At 46.8% G+C, this 25,979-nt stretch carries 22 protein-coding genes; 7 read left to right on the top strand and 15 right to left on the bottom strand.

Features of this window, described 5'->3' with window-relative positions:
• Positions 1 to 4: 4 nt before the first annotated feature.
• The 8 genes from garD to glnK form a co-directional block, all read right to left on the bottom strand.
• Positions 5 to 1,537, bottom strand: coding sequence for a galactarate dehydratase (gene garD, locus CDO84_RS00505; protein ID WP_040084283.1), 1,533 nt, complete (start codon positions 1,535 to 1,537; stop codon positions 5 to 7).
• 92 nt (positions 1,538 to 1,629) lie between these two features.
• Positions 1,630 to 2,331, bottom strand: coding sequence for a FadR/GntR family transcriptional regulator (locus CDO84_RS00500; protein WP_040084284.1), 702 nt, complete (start codon positions 2,329 to 2,331; stop codon positions 1,630 to 1,632).
• A gap of 69 nt (positions 2,332 to 2,400) precedes the next feature.
• Positions 2,401 to 3,768 (bottom strand): glucarate dehydratase, encoded by a 1,368-nt coding sequence (gene gudD, locus CDO84_RS00495; RefSeq protein WP_040084285.1) that lies wholly within the window; start codon positions 3,766 to 3,768, stop codon positions 2,401 to 2,403.
• 36 nt (positions 3,769 to 3,804) lie between these two features.
• Positions 3,805 to 5,172 (bottom strand): glucarate transporter GudP, encoded by a 1,368-nt coding sequence (gene gudP, locus CDO84_RS00490; protein ID WP_014662633.1) that lies wholly within the window; start codon positions 5,170 to 5,172, stop codon positions 3,805 to 3,807.
• Between the two features lie 84 nt (positions 5,173 to 5,256).
• Complete coding sequence (gucD, locus tag CDO84_RS00485) at positions 5,257 to 6,723, bottom strand: alpha-ketoglutaric semialdehyde dehydrogenase GucD (RefSeq protein ID WP_040084287.1); 1,467 nt, start codon at positions 6,721 to 6,723, stop codon at positions 5,257 to 5,259.
• Between the two features lie 29 nt (positions 6,724 to 6,752).
• On the bottom strand, positions 6,753 to 7,679 hold the full coding sequence (kdgD, locus tag CDO84_RS00480) for a 5-dehydro-4-deoxyglucarate dehydratase (protein ID WP_040084289.1): 927 nt from the start codon (positions 7,677 to 7,679) through the stop codon (positions 6,753 to 6,755).
• Positions 7,680 to 7,904: 225 nt separating this feature from the next.
• Complete coding sequence (glnL, locus tag CDO84_RS00475; RefSeq protein WP_040084290.1) at positions 7,905 to 8,849, bottom strand: glutamine utilization two-component system response regulator GlnL; 945 nt, start codon at positions 8,847 to 8,849, stop codon at positions 7,905 to 7,907.
• Positions 8,850 to 8,859: 10 nt separating this feature from the next.
• Positions 8,860 to 10,092 carry a two-component system sensor histidine kinase GlnK gene (glnK, locus tag CDO84_RS00470; protein WP_081483657.1) on the bottom strand — a complete coding sequence of 411 codons (1,233 nt, stop codon included), beginning with the start codon at positions 10,090 to 10,092 and terminating at the stop codon, positions 8,860 to 8,862.
• 301 nt (positions 10,093 to 10,393) lie between these two features.
• Between glnK and CDO84_RS00465 the strand changes: the two genes are divergently transcribed.
• The 4 genes from CDO84_RS00465 to mmuP all read left to right on the top strand — a co-directional run bounded on the left by CDO84_RS00465 (position 10,394) and on the right by mmuP (position 15,442).
• Positions 10,394 to 11,377 carry a glutaminase gene (locus CDO84_RS00465; protein WP_014662628.1) on the top strand — a complete coding sequence of 328 codons (984 nt, stop codon included), beginning with the start codon at positions 10,394 to 10,396 and terminating at the stop codon, positions 11,375 to 11,377.
• Positions 11,378 to 11,398: 21 nt separating this feature from the next.
• A complete protein-coding gene (locus tag CDO84_RS00460) occupies positions 11,399 to 12,835 on the top strand; it encodes an alanine/glycine:cation symporter family protein (protein WP_014662627.1) in 1,437 nt (478 codons plus the stop codon).
• Positions 12,836 to 12,961: 126 nt separating this feature from the next.
• The gene (gene mmuM, locus CDO84_RS00455; protein ID WP_040084291.1) at positions 12,962 to 13,909 is read left to right on the top strand and encodes a homocysteine S-methyltransferase; all 948 of its coding nucleotides are present in this window, start codon (positions 12,962 to 12,964) and stop codon (positions 13,907 to 13,909) included.
• Positions 13,910 to 14,029: 120 nt separating this feature from the next.
• Positions 14,030 to 15,442 (top strand): S-methylmethionine permease, encoded by a 1,413-nt coding sequence (mmuP, locus tag CDO84_RS00450; RefSeq protein WP_040084293.1) that lies wholly within the window; start codon positions 14,030 to 14,032, stop codon positions 15,440 to 15,442.
• 35 nt (positions 15,443 to 15,477) lie between these two features.
• Here mmuP and CDO84_RS00445 read toward each other — a convergent pair whose 3' ends face one another.
• From CDO84_RS00445 to gamR, 3 genes are all read right to left on the bottom strand, one after another.
• On the bottom strand, positions 15,478 to 16,548 hold the full coding sequence (locus CDO84_RS00445; RefSeq protein ID WP_040084294.1) for a branched-chain amino acid aminotransferase: 1,071 nt from the start codon (positions 16,546 to 16,548) through the stop codon (positions 15,478 to 15,480).
• 209 nt (positions 16,549 to 16,757) lie between these two features.
• Positions 16,758 to 17,033: a DUF1648 domain-containing protein gene (locus CDO84_RS00440; RefSeq protein WP_014662622.1), complete on the bottom strand. Its 276-nt coding sequence runs from the start codon at positions 17,031 to 17,033 to the stop codon at positions 16,758 to 16,760.
• 33 nt (positions 17,034 to 17,066) lie between these two features.
• Positions 17,067 to 17,774, bottom strand: coding sequence for a transcriptional regulator GamR (gene gamR / locus CDO84_RS00435; RefSeq protein ID WP_014662621.1), 708 nt, complete (start codon positions 17,772 to 17,774; stop codon positions 17,067 to 17,069).
• 218 nt (positions 17,775 to 17,992) lie between these two features.
• On the opposite strand from gamR, the gene nagB reads away from it, so the two are divergent.
• From nagB to gltP, 3 genes are all read left to right on the top strand, one after another.
• Positions 17,993 to 18,742, top strand: coding sequence for a glucosamine-6-phosphate deaminase (gene nagB, locus CDO84_RS00430; protein ID WP_040084296.1), 750 nt, complete (start codon positions 17,993 to 17,995; stop codon positions 18,740 to 18,742).
• A 20-nt stretch (positions 18,743 to 18,762) separates the two neighbouring features.
• The gene (gene ptsG, locus CDO84_RS00425) at positions 18,763 to 20,658 is read left to right on the top strand and encodes a glucose-specific PTS transporter subunit IIBC (RefSeq protein ID WP_040084298.1); all 1,896 of its coding nucleotides are present in this window, start codon (positions 18,763 to 18,765) and stop codon (positions 20,656 to 20,658) included.
• A 144-nt stretch (positions 20,659 to 20,802) separates the two neighbouring features.
• A complete protein-coding gene (gltP, locus tag CDO84_RS00420) occupies positions 20,803 to 22,047 on the top strand; it encodes a glutamate-aspartate/proton symporter GltP (RefSeq protein WP_014662618.1) in 1,245 nt (414 codons plus the stop codon).
• A gap of 34 nt (positions 22,048 to 22,081) precedes the next feature.
• Here the strand turns inward: gltP and trhO are convergent, their stop codons facing one another.
• The 4 genes from trhO to CDO84_RS00400 all read right to left on the bottom strand — a co-directional run bounded on the left by trhO (position 22,082) and on the right by CDO84_RS00400 (position 25,969).
• Entirely contained in the window at positions 22,082 to 23,050 is a 969-nt protein-coding gene (trhO, locus tag CDO84_RS00415) for an oxygen-dependent tRNA uridine(34) hydroxylase TrhO (RefSeq protein WP_040084299.1), read from the bottom strand.
• A 208-nt stretch (positions 23,051 to 23,258) separates the two neighbouring features.
• Positions 23,259 to 24,137 (bottom strand): helix-turn-helix transcriptional regulator, encoded by an 879-nt coding sequence (locus tag CDO84_RS00410; protein ID WP_040084301.1) that lies wholly within the window; start codon positions 24,135 to 24,137, stop codon positions 23,259 to 23,261.
• Between the two features lie 108 nt (positions 24,138 to 24,245).
• Positions 24,246 to 25,586, bottom strand: a complete 1,341-nt coding sequence (locus CDO84_RS00405) for an erythromycin esterase family protein (protein WP_040084303.1) — start codon at positions 25,584 to 25,586, stop codon at positions 24,246 to 24,248.
• Between the two features lie 104 nt (positions 25,587 to 25,690).
• Positions 25,691 to 25,969 carry a hypothetical protein gene (locus tag CDO84_RS00400; protein ID WP_040084304.1) on the bottom strand — a complete coding sequence of 93 codons (279 nt, stop codon included), beginning with the start codon at positions 25,967 to 25,969 and terminating at the stop codon, positions 25,691 to 25,693.
• Positions 25,970 to 25,979: the final 10 nt, after the last annotated feature.

The raw sequence follows: 25,979 nt of genomic DNA, 5'->3' as shown, positions 1-25,979 counted from the left end.
TGAATCAAGTCACTGGAGCAGGATTGAACAAGCACAAATCATTATGAAGGCCCCAACGGTCAGCCCACGTTTGTTTGCGGCCGCTTGCCACATCCAAAATCGTTCTGAAGATTTCCCAGCCTACATCTTCGATACTGGCCTCTCCTGTCGCGATTCGGCCCGCATTGATATCGATTAAATCCGCCCAATGCTCTGATAATGAATGCCGCGTCGATACTTTCAGCACCGGTGCAGCCGCCAGGCCGTACGGTGTTCCCCTCCCTGTCGTAAACACCTGCAGATTCATGCCCGCAGCCAGCTGCAGGGTGCCGCACACAAAATCGCTTGCCGGTGTCGCCGCGAACAGCAGGCCTTTTTGCTCTGCCCTTTCACCTGGGCCGAGCACGCCGGAGATAGGGCTAGTGCCTGATTTCGCCACCGAGCCTAACGCTTTTTCCACAACATTGGATAATCCGCCTTTTTTATTGCCTGGTGAAGGGTTTGCGCTTCGATCTGCGTCTCCCCGCCGGAGATAGCTGTCATACCACTTCATCTCATTGATCAGCGATTGTCCGACCTCTTCACTGACAGCCCGCGGCGTTAATAAATGAATGGCATCACGTACCTCTGTCACTTCAGAAAACAAAACCGTCGCACCTGCGCGAACCAATAAATCAGCCGCATACCCCACGGCAGGGTTCGCCGTCACGCCGGAAAACGCATCACTGCCGCCGCATTGCAGACCGATAACCAGATCTGAAACAGGGCATGTCACACGGGTTCTGCTGTTCAGCCTGATTAACCGCTCCTCCGCCATTTCCAAAATGGATTGGATCATCGCCGCAAAACCTTGATGATCCTGGAGCGATAGAATGTCATCATCATTCTCAGAGGCAATTCTTGCCGGAAGGAGCTTTTCACATCCCAATCCGATTACCATTACTTCTCCGCCGAAGTTCGGATGCTTCGCGAGATTTTGAATCGTGCGGATCGGAATGACGGCGTCGGGCGCATTGATCGCCACGCCGCATCCATATTGATGATGCAGCGGCACAACGTCATCGACATTTGGGTATTTCGGCAGCAGCTCTTCTTTGATCCGTTTGACCGCATAATTTAATACGCCAACGACACATTGAACACTTGTGGTGATGCCGAGAATATTTTTTGTCCCCGCACTGCCGTCCGCATTTCGGTATCCTTCAAATGTATATCCTTCAAGAGGGGGCAGCGGCTTCGGCACTCTGTTTGCGAGAGGAAGATCGCCTAACGCCGGAGGATCGGGCATTCTCACGAGGGATTCCCGTATCCAGCTTCCGCGCTTGATCGTCTCATCAGCAAATCCGATCACCTCTCCGTAGCGCACGATCTCATCCCCTTGATTGAGATCGGTTAAGGCCACCTTATGGCCTTGAGGGACATCCTCTTCAAGGACGAGCCCGCATGAGAAAACAGTGCCCTTTGGCAGTCCTCCATCATTTACAATAATCGCCGTGTTATCTGTGTCATTCACTTTGATGTAGAGGGGCGCTTGGTTTTGCCTTAGGTTCATCGCCATATGAAAATCACTCCTCATATCTTAGTAAGCGTTTTCTAAATTGGTTTTAAAAAAACCGCAGCTCCTACGTTTCAACTGCGGCTATCTCACCATTATTTTTCATCCAGCCCTTTTAAAATTTTGTCACGGACAAATTTCAGATGCTCATACATGTGGTAATGCGCTTTGTAAGGATCTCTATTGGCAAGGGCGTCGTAGATTTTTTTGTGATATTCGACCGTTACATCTCTCTCCCTGTACGGAATTTGGCTGTCAATTTTCGCATGGGTGATTAAGAGGGATTGAATCATCCCCTCTACAACGGGATTATTGGCACTTAACGCTATAATTCGATGGAACTCTTTATCCGCTTCACCATAAAGATTGTCAGTGCTGTTGGCAATATCGTCGATTGTCTTCTGCAAACGCTGAAGCTCATCCTCATTGATTTTTTCCGCGGCAATCGTCACAAGCCCTAGTTCTAACGCCATCCGCGCTTCAATGATTGCCGGAAGATTATCAGTCGCCAAGGCAAGCATGACGGAAAATGGCTGCATGCCGATTTTATCGTTGAAATATGTGCCCCCGCGGGTTTTTCTCGTAATGACGCCCAGCGTTTCAAGTGAACTGAGCGCCTCCCGAAGCACCGGCCTGCTGACATGCAAAATGTCCATCAGTTCCATTTCTGTCGGCAATTTGTCTCCGGCCCTCAACTGGCCGCTCGATAATAAATGGACAATCCGTTCGATGACCTGTTTGGCTAATGTTTTCCGATTGACTGTATCGACTTTCAAATCCTCTAAACCTTCGTACACGAACAACTCTCCCTTCAGTTGTTCAATTGTAAGACAAAATAGCCGATATGACAATATTTACAATAAAACTTATCGCACAAGACACGGGCGCTTCCGGTCAAATTCCCAGTTGCGGATCAGAAACTGCATAGAGATCGCGTCATTTCGGGCGCCTACATTCATTTTCCGGTATATCTCATGCGCTTTTTCCACTTGTTCCATATCAATGTCGACGCCTAGCCCAGGTTTATCCGGGACTTTGACACAGCCAGCGGTAATCTCAAAAGGCTGTTTCGTTAATCGCTGGCCGTCCTGCCAGATCCAATGGGTATCAATCGCCGTGATGCGCCCCGGAGCCGCTGCTGCCACATGGGTAAACATCGCAAGGGAAATATCAAAGTGGTTGTTGGAGTGTGAGCCCCATGTCAAACCCCAATCATGGCACATTTGCGCAACCCGCACCGACCCTTGCATCGTCCAAAAGTGCGGATCAGCCAGCGGTATATCCACCGCATGAAGCTGAATCGCGTGACCCATTTCCCGCCAGTCTGTCGCAATCATATTTGTCGCAGTCGGAAGCCCTGTCGCGCGGCGGAATTCAGCCATCACTTCGCGAGCGGAGTAGCCGTTCTCATCCCCGCATGGATCTTCAGCGTACGCGAGTACATCTTGCTTTCCTTTGCATAATGCGATAGCCTCCTCTAATGACCATGCCCCGTTCGGATCAAGGGTGATTCTTGCCTCCGGAAAACGTTTCGATAAGGCGGTAACAGCTGCGATTTCTTCTTCTCCCCGCAGCACCCCGCCTTTGAGCTTGAAATCCTGAAAGCCATAGCGCTCCTGTGCGGATTCGGCAAGACGCACAATGCCCTCCGGCGTCAGCGCTTCCTCATGGCGCAGACGGAACCACGCACAATCTGACTGCTCATCGCTTTGATACGGCAAGGTCGTCCGCTTTCGGTCACCGATGTAAAAAAGATAACCAAGCATTTTCACTTCATCGCGCTGCTTCCCTTCGCCAAGCAAAGCTGCGACAGGTTCCTGAAGAAATTTTCCAAGTAAATCTAACAAAGCCGCTTCCAATGCGGTGACGGCGTGCACAGTGGTGCGCAAATCAAAAGTCTGGATTCCGCGTCCTCCCCTGTCCTGATCGCCAAACTGCTTTCTGACCCTTTGCAATATCGCCTGGTACGCACCAATAGATTTTCCGACAACAAGCGGCTCTGCCAGCTCCAGTGTGCGGCGAATACGCTCTCCGCCTGGCACCTCACCGACTCCCTGATTTCCGCTGCTGTCTGTTAAGATTACGATATTCCGGGTGAAAAACGGGCTGTGCGCTCCGCTTAGATTCAGCAGCATGCTGTCATGTCCCGCAACCGGAATCACCTTCATTTCTGAAATTGAGGGAATATTCGATCTCTTTTCTTTTTGAACCTGCTCTTGTATCGATGAACCCATGCTTTCTCCTCCTTTTATAAAGCGCTTTCATAAATATTAGACAGGCAATGATTGATCGGGGTCTTGTTCTTGTTTCTTTAACACGACCCGTTTAATCGGGCCGACCAGCAGCAAATAGCTGAGGATCGCAACAATCGCATTAGCGCCGACAAACACGAGCGCGCCATTAAATGATCCTGTGGCATTGACGATGTAACCGATAATAATCGGTGTTGTAATCGAGGCAATATTTCCGAAAGTGTTGAACAAACCGCCGCTCAGTCCTGCACACTCTTTCGGAGACGTGTCCGACACGACAGCCCAGCCCAGTGCGCCGAAGCCTTTTCCAAAAAACGCGAGCGACATAATAACAACGACGAGCCACGCTGAAGCTGTATAGTTGCAGACGATCATACTGCAAGACAGCAGCATGCCGGCAATGATTGGCACTTTTCTAGCAAAGGTCAGTGAACGGCCTTTTTTGAGTAAGATGTCGGACACAATACCTCCAAGCACGCCGCCGGCAAATCCGCACAGCGCCGGCAGGGAGGCGACAAACCCAGCTTCTAGAATAGACATGCCGCGGGCCTGAACCAAATATACCGGAAACCATGTGAGAAAGAAATAGGTGAGAGTCGTAATGCAATATTGCGCGATGTACACGCCAATCAGCATGCGGTTCGTTAACAGCTGTTTGATATACGGCCATTTCGATTCTGTTTCTTGTTTGCTTTTACTGTCATCCATGGAAATCAGCCCGCCGCCCTGTTCGATGTACGCAAGCTCAGCTTCGTTAATCTTTGGGTGTTTTTTCGGTTCATACACCGTTTTTAGCCAGATGACAGCCAGAAGAATCCCCGCAGCCCCCATGACAACGAAGACGGAATGCCAGCCGAAAGAGTGGGTGAGCCAGCCCATTAAAGGAGAAAATATGACGATTGCGAAGTATTGTGCTGAATTAAAAAAGGCTGAAGCTGTCCCGCGCTCGGAACTTGGAAACCATGAGGCAACAACTCTGCCGTTTCCGGGAAATGAAGGCGCTTCTGATAAGCCTACCAGAAAACGCAGTGCAAATAGCAGGATAATCGCTGTGCCGGCTGAGAAAAAGCCAATCGCCCCTTGCAGCAGCGTAAAAAACGACCAGAAAAAGATGCTTAACGCAATGATAGTCTTTGAACCAAAACGGTCCAGCAGCCAGCCGCCCGGAAGCTGTCCGATGACATAGGCCCAGCCAAAGGCAGAAAAGACATATCCCATGGCGACCGAATCCAACCCCAAATCATGCTGGACGGAATCTCCGGTGATGGAAAGCGTCGCTCGATCCGCGTAGTTAATAGAGGTCACAAGAAACAGCATAAACACGATGAACCAGCGCACAGACGTTTTTTTGCCCGCCGGTGTAACACTCGCATAGTCTTTTTTCATAGTATCTTCTCCTTTTCAAAGTAGAGAATCATATGCTGGCTGTGATAAAGCTGGGAAAGAGACATACGCCTCTTTCCAGCACCATTACGGCTTCACAAAAACGGTTTTGATCGCTGTGAAAAAGTCCTTCGCCGCCTCACCCTGTTCGCGGGAGTGGGAGCTCGACTGCTTCATGCCGCCAAAAGGCGCCTGCAGCTCAACGCCTGCGCTTTCTGCATTGACCCGAACCAGTCCGGCATCGATTTCTTCAATGAAAGAAAGCATTTTGCCTATGTTTTCCGTGAAGATGGATGCACTTAAACCGAACTTCACATCATTGGCGATGTCCAGCGCCTCCTCCATCGAATCAACCTTGATCAAGACAATCACCGGACCGAAGATTTCCTCCTGGGCAATCGTCATCTCAGATGTCACATTGTCAAAGATGGCAGGCTGAACATAATAGCCGTTTTGATACTTTCCGTTCTCCAGCTTTTCTCCTCCCATTAAAAGGGAAGCGCCCTCCCGCTTGCCTTTCTCAATGTATGACAGGCAGTTATCAAGCTGATTCTTGCTGGCGATCGGTCCCATCCAGACATCCTCTTTTAAGCTGTCTCCGATTGTAATATCCTTTGTGCGCTGGAGCAGTTTTTCTTTAAAGCGCTCATAAATGCCGCTTTGTACGATGACACGGCTTGTCGCGGTGCATTTCTGGCCGGTTGAACGAAAGGCCCCCGTAATGACAGCTTCAGCCGCAGCTTCAAGGTCAGCGTCATCAGCTACGATAACAGGGTTTTTGCCGCCCATTTCAAGCTGATATTTAGCTCCCCTCGCTAAAGCGGCTTGCCCGATGATTTTTCCGACTTGATTTGAACCGGTAAACGTAACGGCGTTTACACCGTCATGCTCAGCAAGCCCCTGCCCGACAACAGAGCCCGGGCCTGTCACCAAATTGATGACCCCTGCCGGCAGCCCCGCTTCCTCAAAGCAGGCAATGAGCTTCGCGCATGTCACAGCTGTTTCTGTCGCCGGTTTGATGACAACGGTATTGCCGTATACCAGTGCCGGCGCCATTTTCCAAATCGGAATCGCCACAGGGAAATTCCATGGAGAAATCACGCCGACCACACCGAGCGGGACACGGGTGGTAAACATGAGGGCGTCTTTGTCAGTAGACGGAATGACGTCACCCGTTTTGCGCATGCCCTCTCCGGCGTAATAGCGCAGAATGGCAATCCCCCGGGCTGTTTCTCCCTTAGCTTCCGGCAGTGTTTTGCCCATTTCACGCGTTGCACAGGCGGCGATTTCCTCCAAGCGCCGCTCCATGATATCCGCTGTTTTGTATAAGTATTGGCCTCGCTCGGCACCCGTCAGCTTTCTCCAAGCCGTTTTGGCTTTATTGGCGGCGGCGACGGCACGTTCCACATCCTCAGCTGTTGAATTCTGTACATAACCGACAATATCATTCACGTCGGCAGGGTTTTCGACCTTGACCATATCGCCTGATTGAGACTGAACCCACTCTCCGTTAATAAAGTTGAGATACGTGTTTTGTTCCGTGATCACAGACATGCCCATTGCCCCTTTCGTGTTTTTTCTGGTCAAACCGTTGCGGCTTTTTTCGGAAAACGGTCAGCCGCCTGCTTCAAAATCGCTTCCAATTGCTGATAATGTTCTTTTTCAACCGGGCCGACAGGCGGTCTGGCTGTATTTCTTACATTCAGCCCCATGATCTCCATCCCCGCTTTAATCAAGGATACGGCGTAGCTCTTTCGTTGTTTGCGAATATCGTTGATTGGGAGAATCACATGCTGATAGATTTCCTTCACCAGCTCGGCATCTCCGTTTTTCAATGCATCATAGAACATTCGCGAAATATGCGGGATATAATTTGAAATCGCTGAAGAGTAAGAGTGGAACCCGATCGGCAGGTAAGCCGGCATCGTCACTTCAGCCATCGGCATTCCATTGAGCCATCCCAAGCGGTCGCCGATCGTATAGACGAGGTTAATATTTAAATCCATATTCCCTACCCCGTCTTTGACACCGACAAGCTGTTCACATTCAGTCAAGCGTTTGATCTGTTCTACAGCGAGAATGGCGTTATCACGCTGATAGAGAATCGCATTCAAGTCAGTGCTTTCAATAATCGTTTTCGCATACTGATACAGTCCCTCCTGTTCGCCATGCACCAAATACGGGGGCAGGATCAAGTAGCCGTCGGCGCCCTTTTTCTCCGACAGCTGCGCCCATTCAAGCGCTGTGCTGAGGTTGCCGCCCACCCCAGTGTAAACCGGCACCTTTCCCCCAGCTGCCGAGACTGCGACTTCCACCATTTGCTCATATTCCTTCTGGCTGAGAGATTGAAATTCACCAGACCCGCAAGCGATAAATATCGCTTCTAAGCCCTCTTTCAGCAAAAACTCAATGTTTTGAAAAAGAGCTTCTTCCTCCAGCTTTCCTTGTGTGTTAAAAGGAGCAACCGGAAAACCTAAAATGCCAGCGGGTGCTTTTCTGATACGGCTCATCAACATAACCTCCTATTATTTGTGTATACAGCCTCTAACTGAAAGCGCTTTATTAATCTTTATTTCACATCCTCTCCTTTCCATATATTCTTTTGTTTAATTGTAAGACAAATAAACAATAAGTCAATATCTTTATTTTCTGATATTTTATAAAAAAACAGTAAATCGCTGTCCCGCCGGGATTCTGCGCAGCAAAAAAACAGCCGGATCAGCCGGCTGTTTGGTTTATATCCTTCTTTGTTTCATCGTCTCGTGCAAAAGCTTCGCTTCCAAAAAAAACACGTGGATGAATTTTTTCATATTTATTCTAGCAGGGGCGAGAGGTTTTGCATCCTTGGATTGGAGTTCTTTCATTTTCTGGCTGACTACCGGAAAATCAAAGAACTTCGACGCATAGGTTTCAAATTTTGGATTCGAAAAATCAGTTGTCCCCAGTGATGCAAAATGGTGCAGCGAATGGATAATCGCTCTGCGGATACGCTGCTCTGAGGCTTTCATTTCCCGATTGACCTCCGTCTGAGAGGCCCCTGTCCCCAGCTTCCGTTCGGCTACTTGGGTGAATATTTGTTTTAGCGAAGGGCTTTGTTTTTCGTGCGGATCGGATTGCTCGTATTCTGCTAAATACTGCAGGACCGCCATGAGATCCTGCGCGCCGCCTTCTCCCATCATGCCCAGCTCGGACAGCAGAAATGCTCCCGCCTCTTTTAAACCGCTGTCACTCTTCTGCTGGGGACGCGCTTTCCGATCAGTCCGATTGACAAGCCGGCTTAGTGAATGCTGAATGGCTCCAATCGAGTGTTCAAGCTCAATCCGCTCCTTCACCTTTTGGAGAACCGTAACAATTTCAATGCGGTTAATCGGCTTATGGATAAAATATTCGATGCCAAGCGAGTACGCTTCTCCGACCATTTCCTTCGCCTCCACTTGAGAGATCATGACGATTTTGCCGGAGTACGTATGCTGGATCTCACGAATGGTCTCAATGCCGTCTCTTCCGGGCATTAACAGATCGATTAATAAAATATCAATCTGTTTGAACTGCAGCATATGCCCTTCCACTTGGCTTCCGTCGTCTGCTTCACCAGCAGCCTCCCCAAGATCCTCGTCCTCAATGATCTGCCTTAAAATCGACCGTACCGCACGGTCATCATCAGCGATAAAAAAACGCATAGCTTTCGGTTCACCCTTTCTGAATCAAATGCCGGACAGGCAGCCTGATGGCAAACACCACTCCCCGCTGCTGATTATTAAACGTAATATCCCCATCTAGTTCAGTCACGATTTCCTTCACATAGGAAAGTCCTATTCCCGTAGAAGGCGTGCCGAATTCGTCATATTTTGAAGTAAAGCCCGGGTCGAACACAATCTCCCCTATTTTTTCAGATATACCGGGACCATTGTCTTCCACCTGAAATTCTACCATACTCTCATTTAACTTATGGAGCCTCAGGCTGATCATTCCCTCTTCATCCATAGCCTCTACCGCATTTGCCGTTAGATTATTAATGATCGAAAGCACAATAAATACGTGATATTCGTCATGCTCTCCCTCTATGGAGCAGTAAAAATCAATCTGCTTTCCCAGTGCTTCAGCGTACTTTTCATTCATTCGAATCACGAGCTGCAGCAAATCAGAGGCCCTCATATAATCTCTCAAACTCTCATTCGAAATCAGTTTTGAAAGCCCAGCGAATATCCGCTGGTTGTCCTTTTTCACTTCATGAATCTCCCCGGCCAGTCTCAGGATTCTGCCGCTGAGCTGATGATCCTTGCCCTTCATTTCCCGATAGAGCTGATACGAATCGTTTGTCACTTTCTCTGTCGTTTTCAAAGTCTTTTTTAGGTGCACCGTTTCTTCATATAAATTAGAAACGATCATCAGCATGTGCTCATGCTGCTGCCTTGTCTGTTTTTCTCTCGATTGTGTTTCATACAGCTTCAGCACACTATAAAAGCTCATCACGATAAATGTGTGAGAAATCGCAATCACCGCAATGTCAGTAATTTCCTCAGGCGTGACAACCGTATGAAAAATGAGAAATTGCACAGCCAGCTCGACACAATCTGACACAACTTCAATCATAAACCCGATGAAACCGAGCATAATCGGCCGTTCACGGAAACGATTGGCCTTTAGTATGTAAAACAGGCAGGCGTAAGTCATATAAAAGAAAAAGCTAGACGCTTGGTCATACAGAATCGGAGTCAATCCGTTGTGCCCTCCGCCCCATAATTCCAGAAAGACGCGAAAGATAAACACAGCCGCTCCAGTCAGAAAACCCGGCAGCACAGCGGGCACATGCCGCAACAACGATAAAAAGAAGAAAAAAACCGGTGCGCCAAAGCTGACCCGGAATTCTTCATTGAGGGGATAAAATTTCAGTTCACCGGCCAGCGGCACCGTAATCAGCATGAGAGCCAGTATATATCCGTCTTTTTCGATAAAACGTTCCAGTTTTATGATGATCACATCCTCGCTTTTTATTTTGGAGAAACGGGAGAAAACCTGCAAATTGCTTTTGACCCAGAAAATCAGGTTTTTATAAATCTTACTGCTTATTTTCAAAATGTTTTTGTCGTATTTTGTATGATTCTGTAGTCGCCATTATACAGTAAATATACCATCCGCTTTTATGAAAGCGTTTAACGCCCCTTCAGCCTTCGCTTTGATAAACCTCAGTCCTTAAAGAAGAAAATCAGTGAGGAGGAATTCGATGAAAGAATTGATAAAAGAGACTCTGAAAGAAATAAACCCGGCGTCACAGCTGCATCATTGGGTTGAGCATTATCGCCCCTTTGCCGCCAATGGACAAAGTGCAAACTATATCCCCGCTTTAGGAAAAGTCAATGACTCACAGCTCGGCATTTGTATATTGGAGCCTGACGGAACGATGATACATGCCGGAGATTGGAACGTCCCTTTTACCCTGCAAAGCATTTCCAAAGTGATCAGCTTTATCGCCGCCTGCATGAGCCGCGGCATTCCCTATGTGCTGGACCGCGTAGATGTCGAACCGACAGGCGACGCCTTTAATTCAATCATTCGGCTCGAAATCAACAAGCCGGGAAAGCCGTTTAATCCCATGATCAACGCGGGTGCCCTTACCATCGCCTCGATTCTTCCCGGTGAATCGGCATACAAAAAGCTCGAGTTTCTATACTCGGTGATGGAAACCTTAATAGGAAAACGTCCGAGAATTAATGAGGAAGTGTTCCGTTCTGAATGGGAAACCGCCCACCGCAACAGGGCGCTGGCCTACTATTTAAAAGAAACAAACTTTTTAGAAGCTGACGTAGAAGAAACACTTGAGGTGTACTTGAAGCAATGCGCCATGGAGAGCACCACAGAAGACATCGCGTTGATCGGCCTGATCCTTGCCCATGACGGGTATCATCCGATTCGACGCGAGCAGGTGATTCCAAAAGATGTGGCAAAATTGGCCAAGGCGTTAATGCTGACGTGCGGCATGTACAATGCTTCAGGCAAATATGCGGCGTTTGTCGGCGTGCCGGCCAAAAGCGGCGTCTCCGGCGGCATCATGGCGCTGGTTCCTCCAAGCGCCAGAAGAGAACAGCCTTTTCAATCCGGATGCGGTATCGGCATTTACGGGCCTGCCATTGACGAATACGGCAACAGCCTCACCGGGGGTATGCTGCTGAAGCATATGGCACAGGAGTGGGAACTCAGTATTTTTTAAACATAAAAAAGAGGTGATTGTATGCAGCAAATCCTGGAACATATCGTCGGTATCGCAAATGATCTTTTGTGGTCAAAGCTATTAATTGTATTGCTTCTTTCTCTTGGAATCTATTTTACGTTCAGGCTTAAGTTTTTACAGGTTCGCATGTTGAAAGAAATGGTGAGAGTGTTAAGAGAAGGTGCTGCTTCCCGGTCGAAAAACACCATTTCTCCGTTTCAAGCCTTTTGCATCAGCATGGCAGCCCGTGTCGGAACGGGAAATATTACGGGCATTGCCATCGCCATTGCACTCGGCGGGCCCGGTGCAATCTTCTGGATGTGGATTATCGCCATTATCGGATCAGCATCCAGCTTTGTGGAAAGCACACTGGCTCAGATTTATAAAGTGAAAGATGTAAACGGCTTCCGCGGCGGGCCGGCGTATTACATGGAAAAAGGGCTGAACAAAAGGTGGATGGGCGCGCTGTTCGCTGTGTTAATCACCCTATCGTTCGGTATCGTCTTCAACTCGGTTCAATCCAATACAGTCAGCCTTGCCTTTGAAAACGCGTTCGGCACAAACCGCCTGACATTGGGACTCATTTTAATTGCTGTATTCGGCACGATCATTTTCGGCGGAGTCAAGCGCATTGCAAAATTGGCTGAATCCATTGTCGTCGTATTGGCTGTTCTGTATATCGGAGTTGCGTTTTTCGTCATTTTCACCAACATTACGCAGCTGCCAGATGTGCTTGCGCTAATCGTGAAAAATGCGTTTGGTTTTGACCAGGCCGCCGGCGGGGCTTTGGGCGCGGCACTCATGCAAGGCGTCAGACGGGGAATCTTTTCAAACGAAGCGGGAATGGGGAGCGCACCGAATGCCGCTGCCACCGCCACAACAAGCCATCCCGTCAAACAGGGGCTGATCCAAGCTTTTGGTGTGCTTACTGATACACTGGTCATTTGTACAAGCACCGCCTTTATCATTCTGTTTTCGGATGCCTATCATACTCCGGGTCTGAGCGGAATCGCCTTGACACAAGCCTCTCTAAGCTCCCATGTCGGATCATGGGCATCAGGCTTTCTCGCCATTCTGATTTTGTTATTCGGATTCTGTGCTTTAATCGGAAACTATTATTATGGCGAAACCAATATTGGCTTTTTGAACAAAAGCAAAAAACTAATATTCGTTTACCGTATCGGCGTGCTGGCGATGATTGTGTTTGGCTGTGTCGCCAAAGTCCAGCTCGTCTGGGATCTTGCTGATTTGTTCATGGGCTTGATGGTCGTCGTGAATTTAATTGCAATTTTCTTATTATCAAAGGTCGTTTTTACAGCGCTGAAAGACTATACACGCCAGAAAAAAGCTGGCAAAGATCCGGTCTTCTATAAAGATGTGCTCAAAAACCACAACGGCATTGAATGCTGGCCGCTTTCTGATACATCGTCAGACTCACACAACAAACAAATATCATAAAAAAGAGGTGTTCAGACATATGGGCTGAACACCTTTCTCTATTTGCGTTTATTGACAAACACGTAAGCCTCCATTACGATTTTCATATCTTTTTAAAAAATCTGAAAGAAGGCATCGGTACATTCTATGAATCCTATCCAACACATACTAGATACATTCCCGCTTATTGTGCTAGACGGCGCCATGGCGACCGAGCTTGAACGCAAGGGCTGTGACTTGAACGACAGTCTGTGGTCGGCAAAAATCCTGATGGAAGAGCCGGACCTGATTAAACAAGTTCATACTGATTATTTCGCAGCAGGTGCCGATTGTGCGATCACCGCCAGCTATCAGTCCACATTTGAAGGCTTTGCCGCACGCGGGCTGAGCGAAGCGGAAGCACGCCGGCTCATCGAGTTGTCCGTCAGCATCGCAGCTGAAGCACGTGATGAATTTTGGTCGTTTGAAGAGAACCGTTTGAATCGGCCAAAACCGATCATTGCGGCTTCTGTAGGCCCTTATGGCGCTTATCTTGCAGATGGTTCTGAGTATCGCGGCAACTATGCAATATCAGAAGATGAACTGATTGAATTTCATCGTCCCCGGATGAAAGCGCTGATTGAAGCCGGAGCTGATGTTTTGGCATGCGAAACGATCCCGTGTCTGACTGAAGCAAAAGCGATTGTGCGGCTGTTGAAGGAATTTCCCGAAACGTATGCGTGGATCAGCTTCAGTGCCAAAGACGGCCTACATATCAGTGACGGAACACCGGCCGCTGACTGCGCGGCTTGGCTTGATGAACATCGCCAAATTGCAGCGCTCGGCATCAATTGTACGCCGCTTCAGCATATTTCTTCCTTGATAGAGGAGTTAAAAAAGAACACGTCAAAGCCGATCATCGTCTACCCGAATTCAGGTGAGCAATATGATCCGGAAACTAAAACGTGGAACGGCGCAGCATGCGCAGAATCTTACGGGGCAAGCGCCCGCATCTGGCATGAAAAAGGTGCGAAGCTGATCGGCGGCTGCTGCCGGACAAAACCCGAAGATATTCAAGAAATCGCGGCTTGGGTCCGCTCTTTAAAAACAACTTGACTTATCGAAATTGTTTGTATATTCTAACTTAAAGCCGGTTCGCCGGAGTCTCGTGTCACTTCCTGACATGAGATTTTTTATTAGGAAGGAAATAAATCGCCGATAGAAAGTTGGAAAAAGATGGACTCTGCTCACAACAAGAATGAGACAACCTTTCAGAGAAGTATGAAAAGCCGGCACCTCTTTATGCTTTCCTTAGGAGGTGTCATCGGAACAGGACTGTTTTTAAGCTCTGGCTATACCATTCAGCAGGCAGGCCCGGCTGGAACGATACTTGCCTACTTAGTCGGGGCCGGAATTGTCTATCTGGTCATGCTATGCCTCGGTGAGCTGTCAGTCGCCATGCCTGTGACCGGCGCCTTTCACACCTATGCGGCCAAATACATAGGGCCTGGCACCGGCTTTACGGTCGCTTGGCTGTACTGGCTGACATGGACCGTGGCATTGGGATCGGAATTCACAGCAGCCGGCCTGTTAATGCAACGCTGGTTTCCCCATACGTCGGTTTGGATGTGGAGTGCCGTATTTGCGCTGTTCATTTTCTTGCTTAACGCATTTTCGGTCAGGTTTTTCGCTGAATCAGAATTTTGGTTTTCCAGCATCAAAGTATTAGCCATCATATTATTTATTCTTTTAGGCGGTTCTGCCATGTTCGGCCTCATCCCCATCAAAGGCGGAGAATCCGCTCCGATGCTGTCTAACTTCACGGCGGAAGGCGGGCTCTTTCCCAATGGATTTGTTCCGATATTGATGACGATGCTGTCCGTCAATTTCGCCTTTTCGGGAACGGAACTGATCGGAATCGCAGCGGGTGAAAGTGTTGATCCGGACAAGACGATACCAAAAGCGATTAAAACAACGGTCTGGCGCCTCTCACTCTTCTTTGTCGGAACAATTTTTGTGCTGTCAGGGCTGATTCCGATTCAAGATGCAGGTGTCATCAAAAGCCCGTTTGTCGCTGTCTTTGATAGAGTCGGTGTACCATACGCGGCCGATCTCATGAACTTTGTTATCCTGACAGCGATCCTGTCAGCGGCTAATTCCGGACTCTACGCTTCTTCCCGGATGCTGTGGTCTTTATCAAAAGAAAAAACGCTTCATCCGACATTTGCAAAGCTGACATCAAAAGGAACCCCGTTTAACGCGCTGGTGTTCAGCATGATCGGCGGCATTCTGTCGCTGCTGTCCAGTGTATTTGCACCAGACACTGTATACGTTGTGCTCGTGTCGATTTCCGGTTTTGCTGTCGTTGTCGTGTGGATGGGAATCGCTGCATCTCAATTCATGTTCAGAAAACGTTATATCGAAGCGGGAAACAAAGTTACTGATTTGAAATACAGAACGCCTTTGTATCCGATCGTGCCGATTGCAGCGTTTCTGTTATGCCTGGCTTCCGTCATTGGCATTGCCTTTGATCCGAATCAAAGAATCGCACTGTATTGCGGCGTTCCGTTTATGGCCATTTGCTATGCAATGTATTATGTGAAAAACCGCAAAAGCCTGCCGGCTGCTGATATGACCCATTCAAAATAAAAGAACCTGCCTGAAGGCAGGTTCTTTTTCAATTTTTACACTTCCACTGTCCAGTTGAACGGGCCTTTTACCTTGCCAAGCTGAATATCTGTTAGCGTTTCATACAGCTTTTTCGAGAGGTCCCCGATTTGCCCGTCGCCTACAATCACCGTTTTTCCATGAATGTTGAGTTCACCGACAGGCGTAACGACGGCTGCCGTGCCTGTGCCGAAGACCTCTGTCAATTCTCCGCGTGCAGAGGCTGCATACACCTCATCAATTGATATTCTCTCTTCACGAACCGGAATGCCCCAGCTTCGAATCAATTCAATCGCAGACGCGCGTGTCACCCCGCTTAAAATGCTTCCGCTTAAAGCAGGTGTGACAGCTTCCCCGTTTATGACGAAAAAGATGTTCATGCTCCCTACTTCTTCCACATATTTCTTTTCAATGGCGTCCAGCCACAGTACCTGGTCATAGCCCAGCTCATTCGCTTTCCGCTGTGCCTGAAGACTGGCCGCGTAGTTTCCAGCCGTTTTTGCAAATCCGACTCCGCCGTTGACCGCCCGCACATACTCATCTTCGACATAGATTCTAACCGGCTTCAGCTGATCGTCGCCATAATAGGAGCCGACAGGCGAAAGCACGATCATAAATGTATAGCTCCTGGATGCCTTCACACCGAGACTCGGTTCTGTGGCAATGACAAAAGGACGAATATAAAGTGACGTTCCTTTTTGCTTTGGAACCCAATCTTTCTCCAGCTCAACTAATTGCGTCAATGCCTCAAGCACAAGCTCTTCGTCTAAAGGGGGCATGCTCATTCGCTCACACGATCTGTTCAGCCGTTTGATATTTTGATCCGGACGGAACAGGAGCACCCTGCCATCCTCTGTTCTGTATGCTTTTAACCCTTCAAAAACAGCCTGGCCGTAATGAAAAACAGAGGAAGACGGATCGAGCGTAAGCGGTGCGTACGGTGCAATTCTGGGATGATGCCATCCAATTCCCTCTTCGTAGTCCATCACAAACATATAATCTGTAAAATATTGTCCAAACCCCAAGGAAGACGGGTCGGGCTTTTCCTTATAATATCCAGTTTTTTCTCGTTCAATAAGCTTATTCAATCTGATCAGCACACCTTTCATACAATTGTTTAAATATTCAGTCTTTTTAAAGCTGCAAAAAATATACAGCCCTTCCTTTCATGATACGCCGCTCCACACCGATAAATTTCAGAATATTCTTTAGGATCATCAGCTATTATACACCACATTCATTGTCAGATGAAGCTGAAATTAAAGAAAAACAGCCAGTTTTATTCTGGCTGTTTGATTTAGACCGCTAAACAAAGGACGACAACGTGGCAAATCAGCAAAATATACACTGCGAACACTAATTGCCAATTGATCTTCCGCGCCCATGCAAACACCACCATCAAAACAGGCAGCAGCACAGTCCCCGCCAGCTTGTTCACTGTCAGATCCGGGCTGTTCGCTACATCATAATGAATCGGCATCTGCGCCGGCAGAAAAGGGTAAAACACGATTGAAAGGATGAATGCAACAATTACAGCTCCCCACAGCACTTTTTCATTCGTCAATAGAAACATAGAACGACCATTCCCTTCTTATCACGTATTGCTTTATGAATGATATGACTGTTCTACGGTGAATTTCGTTCGGTCTCCCCGCGTAATAATTTGTGCATATTCCACCACTTCTTCATTTTTATCATAGGTAAGGGATTCTGATAAAAACGCAGGCGCTCCGACATTGGTTAATAAGTGGCCGCTGATCGTTTCATCCGTTAAAATCGGTTCGATCGATTCCGTTCCCTTGCTGATTTCAATATTGTATTTTGTCCTTAACAATTCAAACAGCGAGCCGGTGCATTCCTCCTGCGCCAGCCCCGGTGCCGCCTTCCAGGGAATATACGAGGTATGATACTGCAAAGGCTCCCCCTCGGCGTATCTGACTCTGACAAGCTTGTTGACAGGTTCATTCTCTTTCATTTTCAAAAGCTCGGCAATGGAGTGATCAGCGGGTATCACCACAAGCTCAAGCACTTTTGATTCGGAACGCAGGCCTCTCATTTGTTCTGCAAAGCTCGTAATCTTATGCGGAATCGGCGTTTGTATTTTTGCCGCCGATACAAACGTCCCTTTCCCCTGAATTCTCTTAATATATCCTTCAAGCTCTAGCTGCTGCAGGGCCAGTCTCACAGTTGTTCTGCTGACATCATATTGTTCGCAAAACTCACTCTCCGTCGGCAGCTGATCATTCGCCTGATATTTGCCCGACTTAATTAATTCAATGATTTTAAACTTGATAACAGAATATAAAGCTGTCATTTCATTCTCCCCATTCTGTATGCAATCCGTTCTTTTTCATTGAGACCATAATACCATTTGCCATCCCAATATGAAAGATTTGTATCCTTCCTTTATAACAAATTTTCAGAAATTTATATTGACAGTTTGATAACGCTGGTGCTAAATTCGTAATGACAAGTATCGAAAATTGGTCATAACAAATATGGTGCTTGTCTATCTCTTTGAGGGGGTGTCACATGAAGATTCTGATCGCTAATCACTACGATGAACTCTGTAAGTTAAGCGCTACCATTATTAAAGAGCAAATACAAGCTAAGAAAGATGCCGTTCTCGGCCTGGCAACCGGAAGCACGCCGGTCGGCTTGTACAAGCAGCTGATTTCAGACTATCAGGCAGGTGAAATTGATTTTTCAAAGGTTACTACATTTAATTTGGATGAGTACGCTGGTCTCTCTCCATTTCATCCTCAAAGCTATAACAAATTTATGTATGAGCATCTTTTTCAGCATATCAATATGCAGCCTGATCATATTCATATCCCGCAAGGAGACAATCCGCAGCTTGAGGCTCAATGCAAGGTATACGAAGATCTCATCCGCCAGGCGGGAGGCATTGATGTCCAGATTCTCGGCATCGGCGCCAATGGCCATATCGGTTTCAATGAACCGGGATCTGATTTTGAGGACCGGACACGTGTTGTGAAGCTTTCAGAAAGCACGATACAGGCAAATGCCAGATTCTTCGGCGGTGATCCGGTGCTGGTGCCGAGACTCGCGATTTCAATGGGCATTAAAACCATCATGGAATTTAGTAAACATATTGTGCTTTTAGCAAGCGGCGAGGAAAAAGCAGACGCCATTCAAAAGATGGCTGAAGGTCCTGTCACGACAGATGTACCGGCCTCCATTCTTCAAAAACACAATCATGTAACCGTTATCGTCGATAATAAAGCAGCTCAAAAATTAAAGAGTGCACCATACTCATAAAACAATAAAAGGAGACTGTCATGTTTAAAAAGGCATTTCAAATTCTGCAGCAGCTTGGCCGGGCGTTGATGACTCCGGTTGCCGTCCTGCCGGCAGCGGGCCTTTTGCTCCGTTTCGGAGACAAAGACTTACTGAACATCCCTATTATAAAGGATGCGGGCGGCGTTGTATTCGATAATCTTCCGCTGATTTTCGCCGTCGGGGTTGCGATCGGATTAGCCGGCGGCGAAGGTGTAGCCGGACTTGCCGCTGTCATTGGATACTTAATTTTAACCGTTACCCTCGACAATATGGGAAAATTACTCGGCCTTCAGCCTCCGTATGAAGGAGCCGAGCACCTGATTGATATGGGAGTTTTCGGAGGAATCATCATCGGGCTTCTCGCCGCCTATTTATATAAGCGGTTTTCATCAATCGAGCTGCATCCGGTCCTTGGATTTTTCTCTGGAAAACGCTTTGTCCCGATTATTACGTCCGTCAGTTCATTAGTGATCGGTGTCATTTTCTCATTCGTTTGGCCGCTGATCCAAAATGGAATTAACGCAGCCAGCAGTTTAATTGCCGATTCAACAGTCGGCCTGTTCTTTTATGCAACGATCTATCGTTTGCTGATTCCTTTCGGCCTGCATCATATTTTTTATACACCTTTCTATTTTATGATGGGAGAATACACAGACCCGTCAACAGGCAACACCGTAACCGGCGACCTGACAAGGTTTTTCGCGGGAGACCCGACAGCAGGGCGCTTTATGATGGGGGATTTCCCTTACATGATTTTCTGTCTGCCGGCAGTTGCTCTTGCCATTATCCATACCGCGCGTCCGGAAAAGAAAAAAATGATCTCCGGCGTTATGATTTCTGCGGCGCTCACATCTATGCTGACCGGAATTACAGAACCGGTTGAGTTTTCTTTCTTATTCGTTGCACCCGTGCTCTATTTGATTAACTCTATTCTTGCCGGTGTCATCTTTGTCGTTTGTGATTTATTCCATGTCCGCCACGGCTATACGTTCTCAGGCGGCGGAATTGACTACGTCTTGAACTACGGACTGTCAACAAACGGCTGGGTTGTCATTCCTGTCGGGATCGTGTTTGCTTTCATTTATTATTATTTGTTCCGATTTGCGATTCTGAAATGGAATTTGAAAACGCCTGGCCGTGACACAGATGAAGACGGTCAGAATGAGGAGAAAGCTCCAGTCGCAAAAGACCAGCTTGCCTTTCACGTGCTGCAGGCCTTGGGCGGACAGCAAAATATCGCTAATCTGGATGCGTGTATCACAAGGCTTCGCGTGACCGTTCATCAGCCAAGCAAAGTCAGCAAAGATGAATTAAAACGGCTTGGCGCAGTAGGTGTGCTCGAAATCAACAACAACTTTCAGGCGATATTCGGAACAAAATCCGATGCCTTAAAAGACGACATCAAAACGATCATGGCCGGAGGCGTCCCTGACACCGCCGCCGCGCTGGACACGGAAACGGACAAGCAGCAAAATCCTGTTTCCGACGAGGCCTTTATTTATCCGCTCAAAGGAGAAACAGTCTCTCTGGGGGACGTGCCTGATCAAGTCTTTTCAGAAAGAATGATGGGCGAGGGGTTCGCGATTAATCCAACAGAAGGAAAAGTCGTTGCACCTGCGGACGGCGAGATCGTCTCGATCTTTCCAACAAAACACGCCATCGGCTTTATGAGCGCCGGAGGCACCGAAATCCTGATTCATGTCGGCATTGATACTGTCAAATTGAATGGGGAAGGCTTTGAAGCACATGTCACGAGCGGACAAGCCGTCAAACAAGGTGAACTGCTTCTCACATTTGATCTTGATTACATCAAGCAGCATGCCGCTTCAGCCGTAACACCGGTTATTTTTACAAATATCTCTGAAGATAATATGAAGCACATTCAAATGAAGTAAAAAAGTCCCCCCTGCTGCGGGGGACTTTTTCGCCAACATAATGAAAGCGTTACCAAAATAAAATAACTTGAAAAAAGGGGTTTGCATTAGAATCACGAATGATATGAATATGCCTTCATTCTATCATTCTAAAGGGGGATTCATTTGAAAAAATTAATCGCGTTTCAAATTTTAATCGCTTTGGCTGCCGGAGCGATGATCGGCCACTTTTTTCCTGATTTCGGGATGGCACTCAGGCCTGTCGGAGATGGATTTATCCGCTTGATTAAAATGATTGTTGTGCCGATTGTGTTTTCTACCATTGTCATCGGAGCCGCAGGAAGCGGGAGCATGAAAAAAATGGGCAGCCTCGGTATCAAGACAATCATTTGGTTCGAAGTGATTACCACGCTTGTATTGGCGCTCGGTCTTTTATTAGCAAATGTCTTAAAACCAGGTGTCGGTCTTAATCTTTCCCATTTGGCGAAAAAAGATATCAATGAACTGTCAGGCTACACTGAAAAAGTTGTTGATTTCAAACAAATGATCCTCGATATTATCCCTACAAACATTATTGATGTCATGGCCAGAAATGATTTGCTTGCCGTAATTTTCTTTGCGATTTTATTCGGTGTCGCCGCTGCCGGTATTGGCAAAGCCTCTGAACCCGTGATGAATTTCTTTGAATCCGCCGCTCAAATTATGTTCAAACTCACGCAAATCGTTATGGTCACTGCTCCTATCGGCGTGTTAGCCCTGATGGCAGCTTCTGTAGGCCAATATGGCATTGAACTCCTCCTTCCTATGTTTAAGCTGGTTGGCACAGTATTCCTTGGCCTGTTCCTAATCCTCTTTGTCCTCTTTCCGCTTGTCGGTCTCATCTTTCAGATTAAGTATTTCGAAGTATTGAAAATGATATGGGATCTGTTTTTAATTGCATTTTCCACCACCAGCACTGAAACCATTCTCCCTCAGCTGATGGATAGAATGGAGAAATACGGCTGTCCCAAACGAGTGGTATCATTCGTCATTCCCTCCGGCTTGTCATTGAACTGTGACGGCTCGAGCTTATATTTATCGATTTCTTGTATCTTTCTGGCGCAGGCCTTTCATGTAGACATGACATTGTCCCAGCAGCTCCTCATGATGCTTGTGCTTGTGATGACCAGTAAAGGCATTGCAGCTGTTCCCTCTGGCTCGCTTGTTGTGCTGCTGGCGACTGCCAATGCTGTAGGACTGCCGGCTGAAGGCGTTGCCATTATCGCGGGTGTTGACCGTGTCATGGACATGGCGCGAACAGGCGTGAACGTTCCGGGACATGCGATCGCCTGCATCGTGGTGTCAAAATGGGAAAAAGCCTTCCGCCAAAAAGAATGGGTTTCCGCAAACAGCCAAACCGAAAGCTTATAAAAAAAGAACACCTCATTCCGAGGTGTTCTTTCCATTATTCAACAGAAGCATGTTCTTCTGTTTCAATCGCTGCCAGTCTTGCATTTACTTCTTCTTCTGTCATATTATGCTCTTTCACATACAGGTTTCTTGGATTCGTGCGGCACTCGTGGCTGCAGCTGCGCATATATTTATACTCATTTTCCGGTGTGCATATCATTTTTTTATTGCAAGATGGATTCGCGCAGTTCACATAACGCTCACACGGTTCTCCTGTAAAGTAGTCTTTTCCGACAATCACATGCTCGACACGGTTGACAGGCACGCTGATTCTTTCATCAAATACGTAGCACTGGCCGTCCCAAAGCTTGCCTTGCACCTCAGGATCTTTTCCGTATGTCACGATGCCGCCGTCAAGCTGGGCTACATCTTCAAAGCCTTGCTTCACCAGCCATCCTGAAAACTTTTCACAGCGTACGCCGCCTGTACAGTACGTTAAAATCTTTTTGCCTTCAAGCATATCTTTGTGTTCTTCGATCCATTCCGGTAATTCGCGGAAGGCTTCGATGTCAGGACGGACTGCACCTCTGAAATGGCCAAGGTCGTACTCGTAATCATTACGCGCGTCGATTACAATTGTGTTTGGGTCCTGCATCTTCTCATAAAATTCTGCTGGCTTCAAATGTTGACCTGTTGTTTCATTCGGATCGACATCATCTTCAAGACGAAGCGTGACAAGCTCTTTTTTATGGCGCACGAAGATTTTTTTGAAGGCATGGCCTTCTACTTCATCAATTTTAAATACCATGTCCGCAAAACGAGGATCAGCTTTCATTGTTTCCATATATTTTTCAGTCTGTTCAACCGTTCCTGATACCGTACCGTTAATTCCTTCAGAAGAAACAAGGATACGGCCTAACAAACCAAGCTCCTTACAAAAAGCCAGATGCTGCTCTCTAAACGCCTCTGGTTCTTCAATCGGAACATATTTATAGTAAAGTAATACTCTGTATTGTTTTTCCATGTTATAAACACCCTGTTCAATTATAGTTAGTTGCTATGCACACTCTTACTATATCATACAGGAAAATGCCGCAAAGATGAACAGATCCGCCCAGACTGATAAAAATATCCAAACTCTTACAAACCTGCGTGGCTCAAGGGTTTCTGAATGACGGATAGTATTTTCCATTAACTTACTAATAAATGTAGTTATCTGAAAACTATTATTATCATTCCTCTTCAAAAGATAAATTTACCGGTTCATCTAAAAGCTCTCCCGGCATTTCAAGGTTTGTTGAAGGTACGCTCTTATCTACCTCTTCAAAAACAACATGATCCATCCACACCTGCCCCGGTCCAGCTAATTGAACGCCAAAGGATATCACTGCGCTATTTTCTGGAACATCTAAAACGATAGCATAATGATTCCAATTGGTTGTTCCAGTAATAGGTCTGTTGCTCATATTATCAAATTGGAGAACATCATCAGCGGCACTGTCAACCCTCATCCAAAGCGAGGCAAAATGCTGCACTCCTTTTGTTTTGATAAAACTTGATAGACGAAGCCTTTTTCCAAGATAGCGGCCTGCTTTGAATTGCTGCATCATCGTCGCAAATTCACCGATATCCTGCACCATTGTTGACTTTAAATACCCTGAAGCTTTTCCCTGATGTACATTTTCCCGGTCAATCCCCATTTCGAATTGGAACGGATGGCTCCCGCTCAATACCCAGCCCTTCATTTTTTTCTCCATGTAAGATTCCTCCTTTTTTGAAGTAAAGCGTTTCATAAATGTTCGGTATGCACCTGGCGGCATGTGATACATCTTTTTGAACGTCCTCGTAAATGCTTCTTGAGATTCAAACTGAAAATACAAAGCAATATCGATAATACGAAGATCTGTATAAAGCAAAGCCGCTGCCGCATTCGCAAGACGTCTTAAGCGAATATAAGAAGCAACCGACATACCGACTTCTTTTTGAAAAATCCGATGAAAATGGAATTTTGAAAAGCTTGAAACGTTTACAATATCCTCGTTTGATATTTGCTCATGTAAATGTGATTCAATCCAATTGATTGTTTTCTGGACAGCCTTTTCATAATACATTGCACGCTCTAATCTCCTTTCTGTTTTAGAATAATGGATCACTGATTATATGTTTTGATTATTTTTGCGATATGTAAAAATCCCCTGTTAGAGCACAGGGGACACTGGTCACTTGATAATGACTGACGGCGTGATATGCTCCAGCCAAATGACACCGTCATATTGTTCCTTCAGGATCATCTGCTCTTCCATGTTCCCCCAATAGAGCGCAGTCCGCGGGGTATACATCCACGAAGTGCCTTTCTTGTTTTTTGTATGGAGAAAATCAACAAAGAGAGCAGGATGGTCCGCAGCTTTTAGCAAAGCTTCAAGACTTCCAGACGGCGGCGGGCTTGTAACCGGCATAACCGTCTTATTATCGGAACTATTCAGACTTGCACCAGAGTAAGCATAAATGCCAATCGTATATGTTTGTTTCTTCAGCCGCTCCGGCAAATAATCACCCATGTTAGGGCCGTTTAGCTGTACCCAGTCCTTTATCATTTTCGTATTCTGTTTGCGAAGATGGTAATTGTGGCCCCAGACAATGATTTTCTTTTTCGGATAAAGGGTTTCGGCTACCCACTGAAATTGTTCAGCCATCATGCGGTCTCTCATAAAGAATGAAAAATCCTCAATATTCTTGGGATAGTCCTCTAGTTTTTCTTTCATTTCTTCCAGCATATACGTTTCCATGACATCAATTCTCAGCTGAAGGGAATGCATAAACATCTCATAAGCTTTTGGCTCTTTCGGAAGGTTAACTCTTAGCTCTGGGGCATGTGTTTCAGCGAATTGGATCAGCTCTTGATAGTTTTTCACAAGCTTTTCCTTCTTTTGCGAAAATTCATCAAACGTATTGCTGTCTGTCACTAATGTTGAAAAATCATTTTCTGATTGGGAAAGCAGCTCTGCTTTTTCCGGGTTCACCGCTTTTACCCATTGAGTTGCAGCATCATTGAATGAATTCTTCATGCTTTGAATATCAAAACCGGTAAGGATCAGCGGATCGCCTTTCTCTTTTTGCTCTTTCATGTAATCAAACAATTCAACGACATCTTCTGTGTGCCATACAGCGTAAATGGAGTTTTTCATCGTGCTTTTAGGGGTTAATTGGTCCATATTAAGGTAGGATGCATTTGTATCAGGAAAGCCGGACTCAAAGGCCAATACATCGTATCCCAGCTCTTCGTGGAGGTATTTGATCATTCTGACCTTTGTGGCATTCATTTCGCCAGCGCCATGTGTCGTTTCTCCTAACTGAACAATTCGTTTCCCTTTCAGCACCTTCTTCAGGAATCGAAAGTCTTTGTTTGAAGCATGTGAAGCATCAAGTGGCTGTGCATGTCGTTCAATCCAGGAATCCCAATGTTTTTCTTCAGAAGCAGCACGAGCGGAGGCTGAAAAAGAAGAAAACGCCAGACAAACGATCAGCAGCGGCAGGGTCATTCTCACTATTATTCGTTTCAATTCTATCTCTCCTTTTCTATTAGGTTCTCTAGTCGTTACGAGATAGATATTGAAAAAGTTTCCTTTTTCTGCCAACAAAAAAAGCTTCTCTGTTGAAAGAAGCTTTAGCTGGATTCTCTCATCACCTGATGAAAGTAAAACCGATATGTATTTCGTAAAAATGTCTCAACCGGAAGCTGCACATCCGCTTGGTATTTGCTGATGATAAAGGGAAATCGCTCGATTCCTTTTTCGCGCAAATTGTTCGCTTGCTCTTCATCTATTGCCGTCTCTTGCAAAACCGCTTCAATGATCGGCCAGCACGATTCCCGCACTTGCCTCAGGACAGCTTCATCTCCGGTGTTCTGATAATCTGTAATCCAGCTGATGATTTGTTTCTCCATGGGTCTCACC

The organism is Bacillus sp. MD-5, from assembly GCF_002201875.1.
In the GTDB taxonomy this organism is placed as follows: Bacteria; Bacillota; Bacilli; order Bacillales; family Bacillaceae; genus Bacillus; species Bacillus stercoris.
This window is presented reverse-complemented; position numbering and strand designations above follow the sequence as displayed.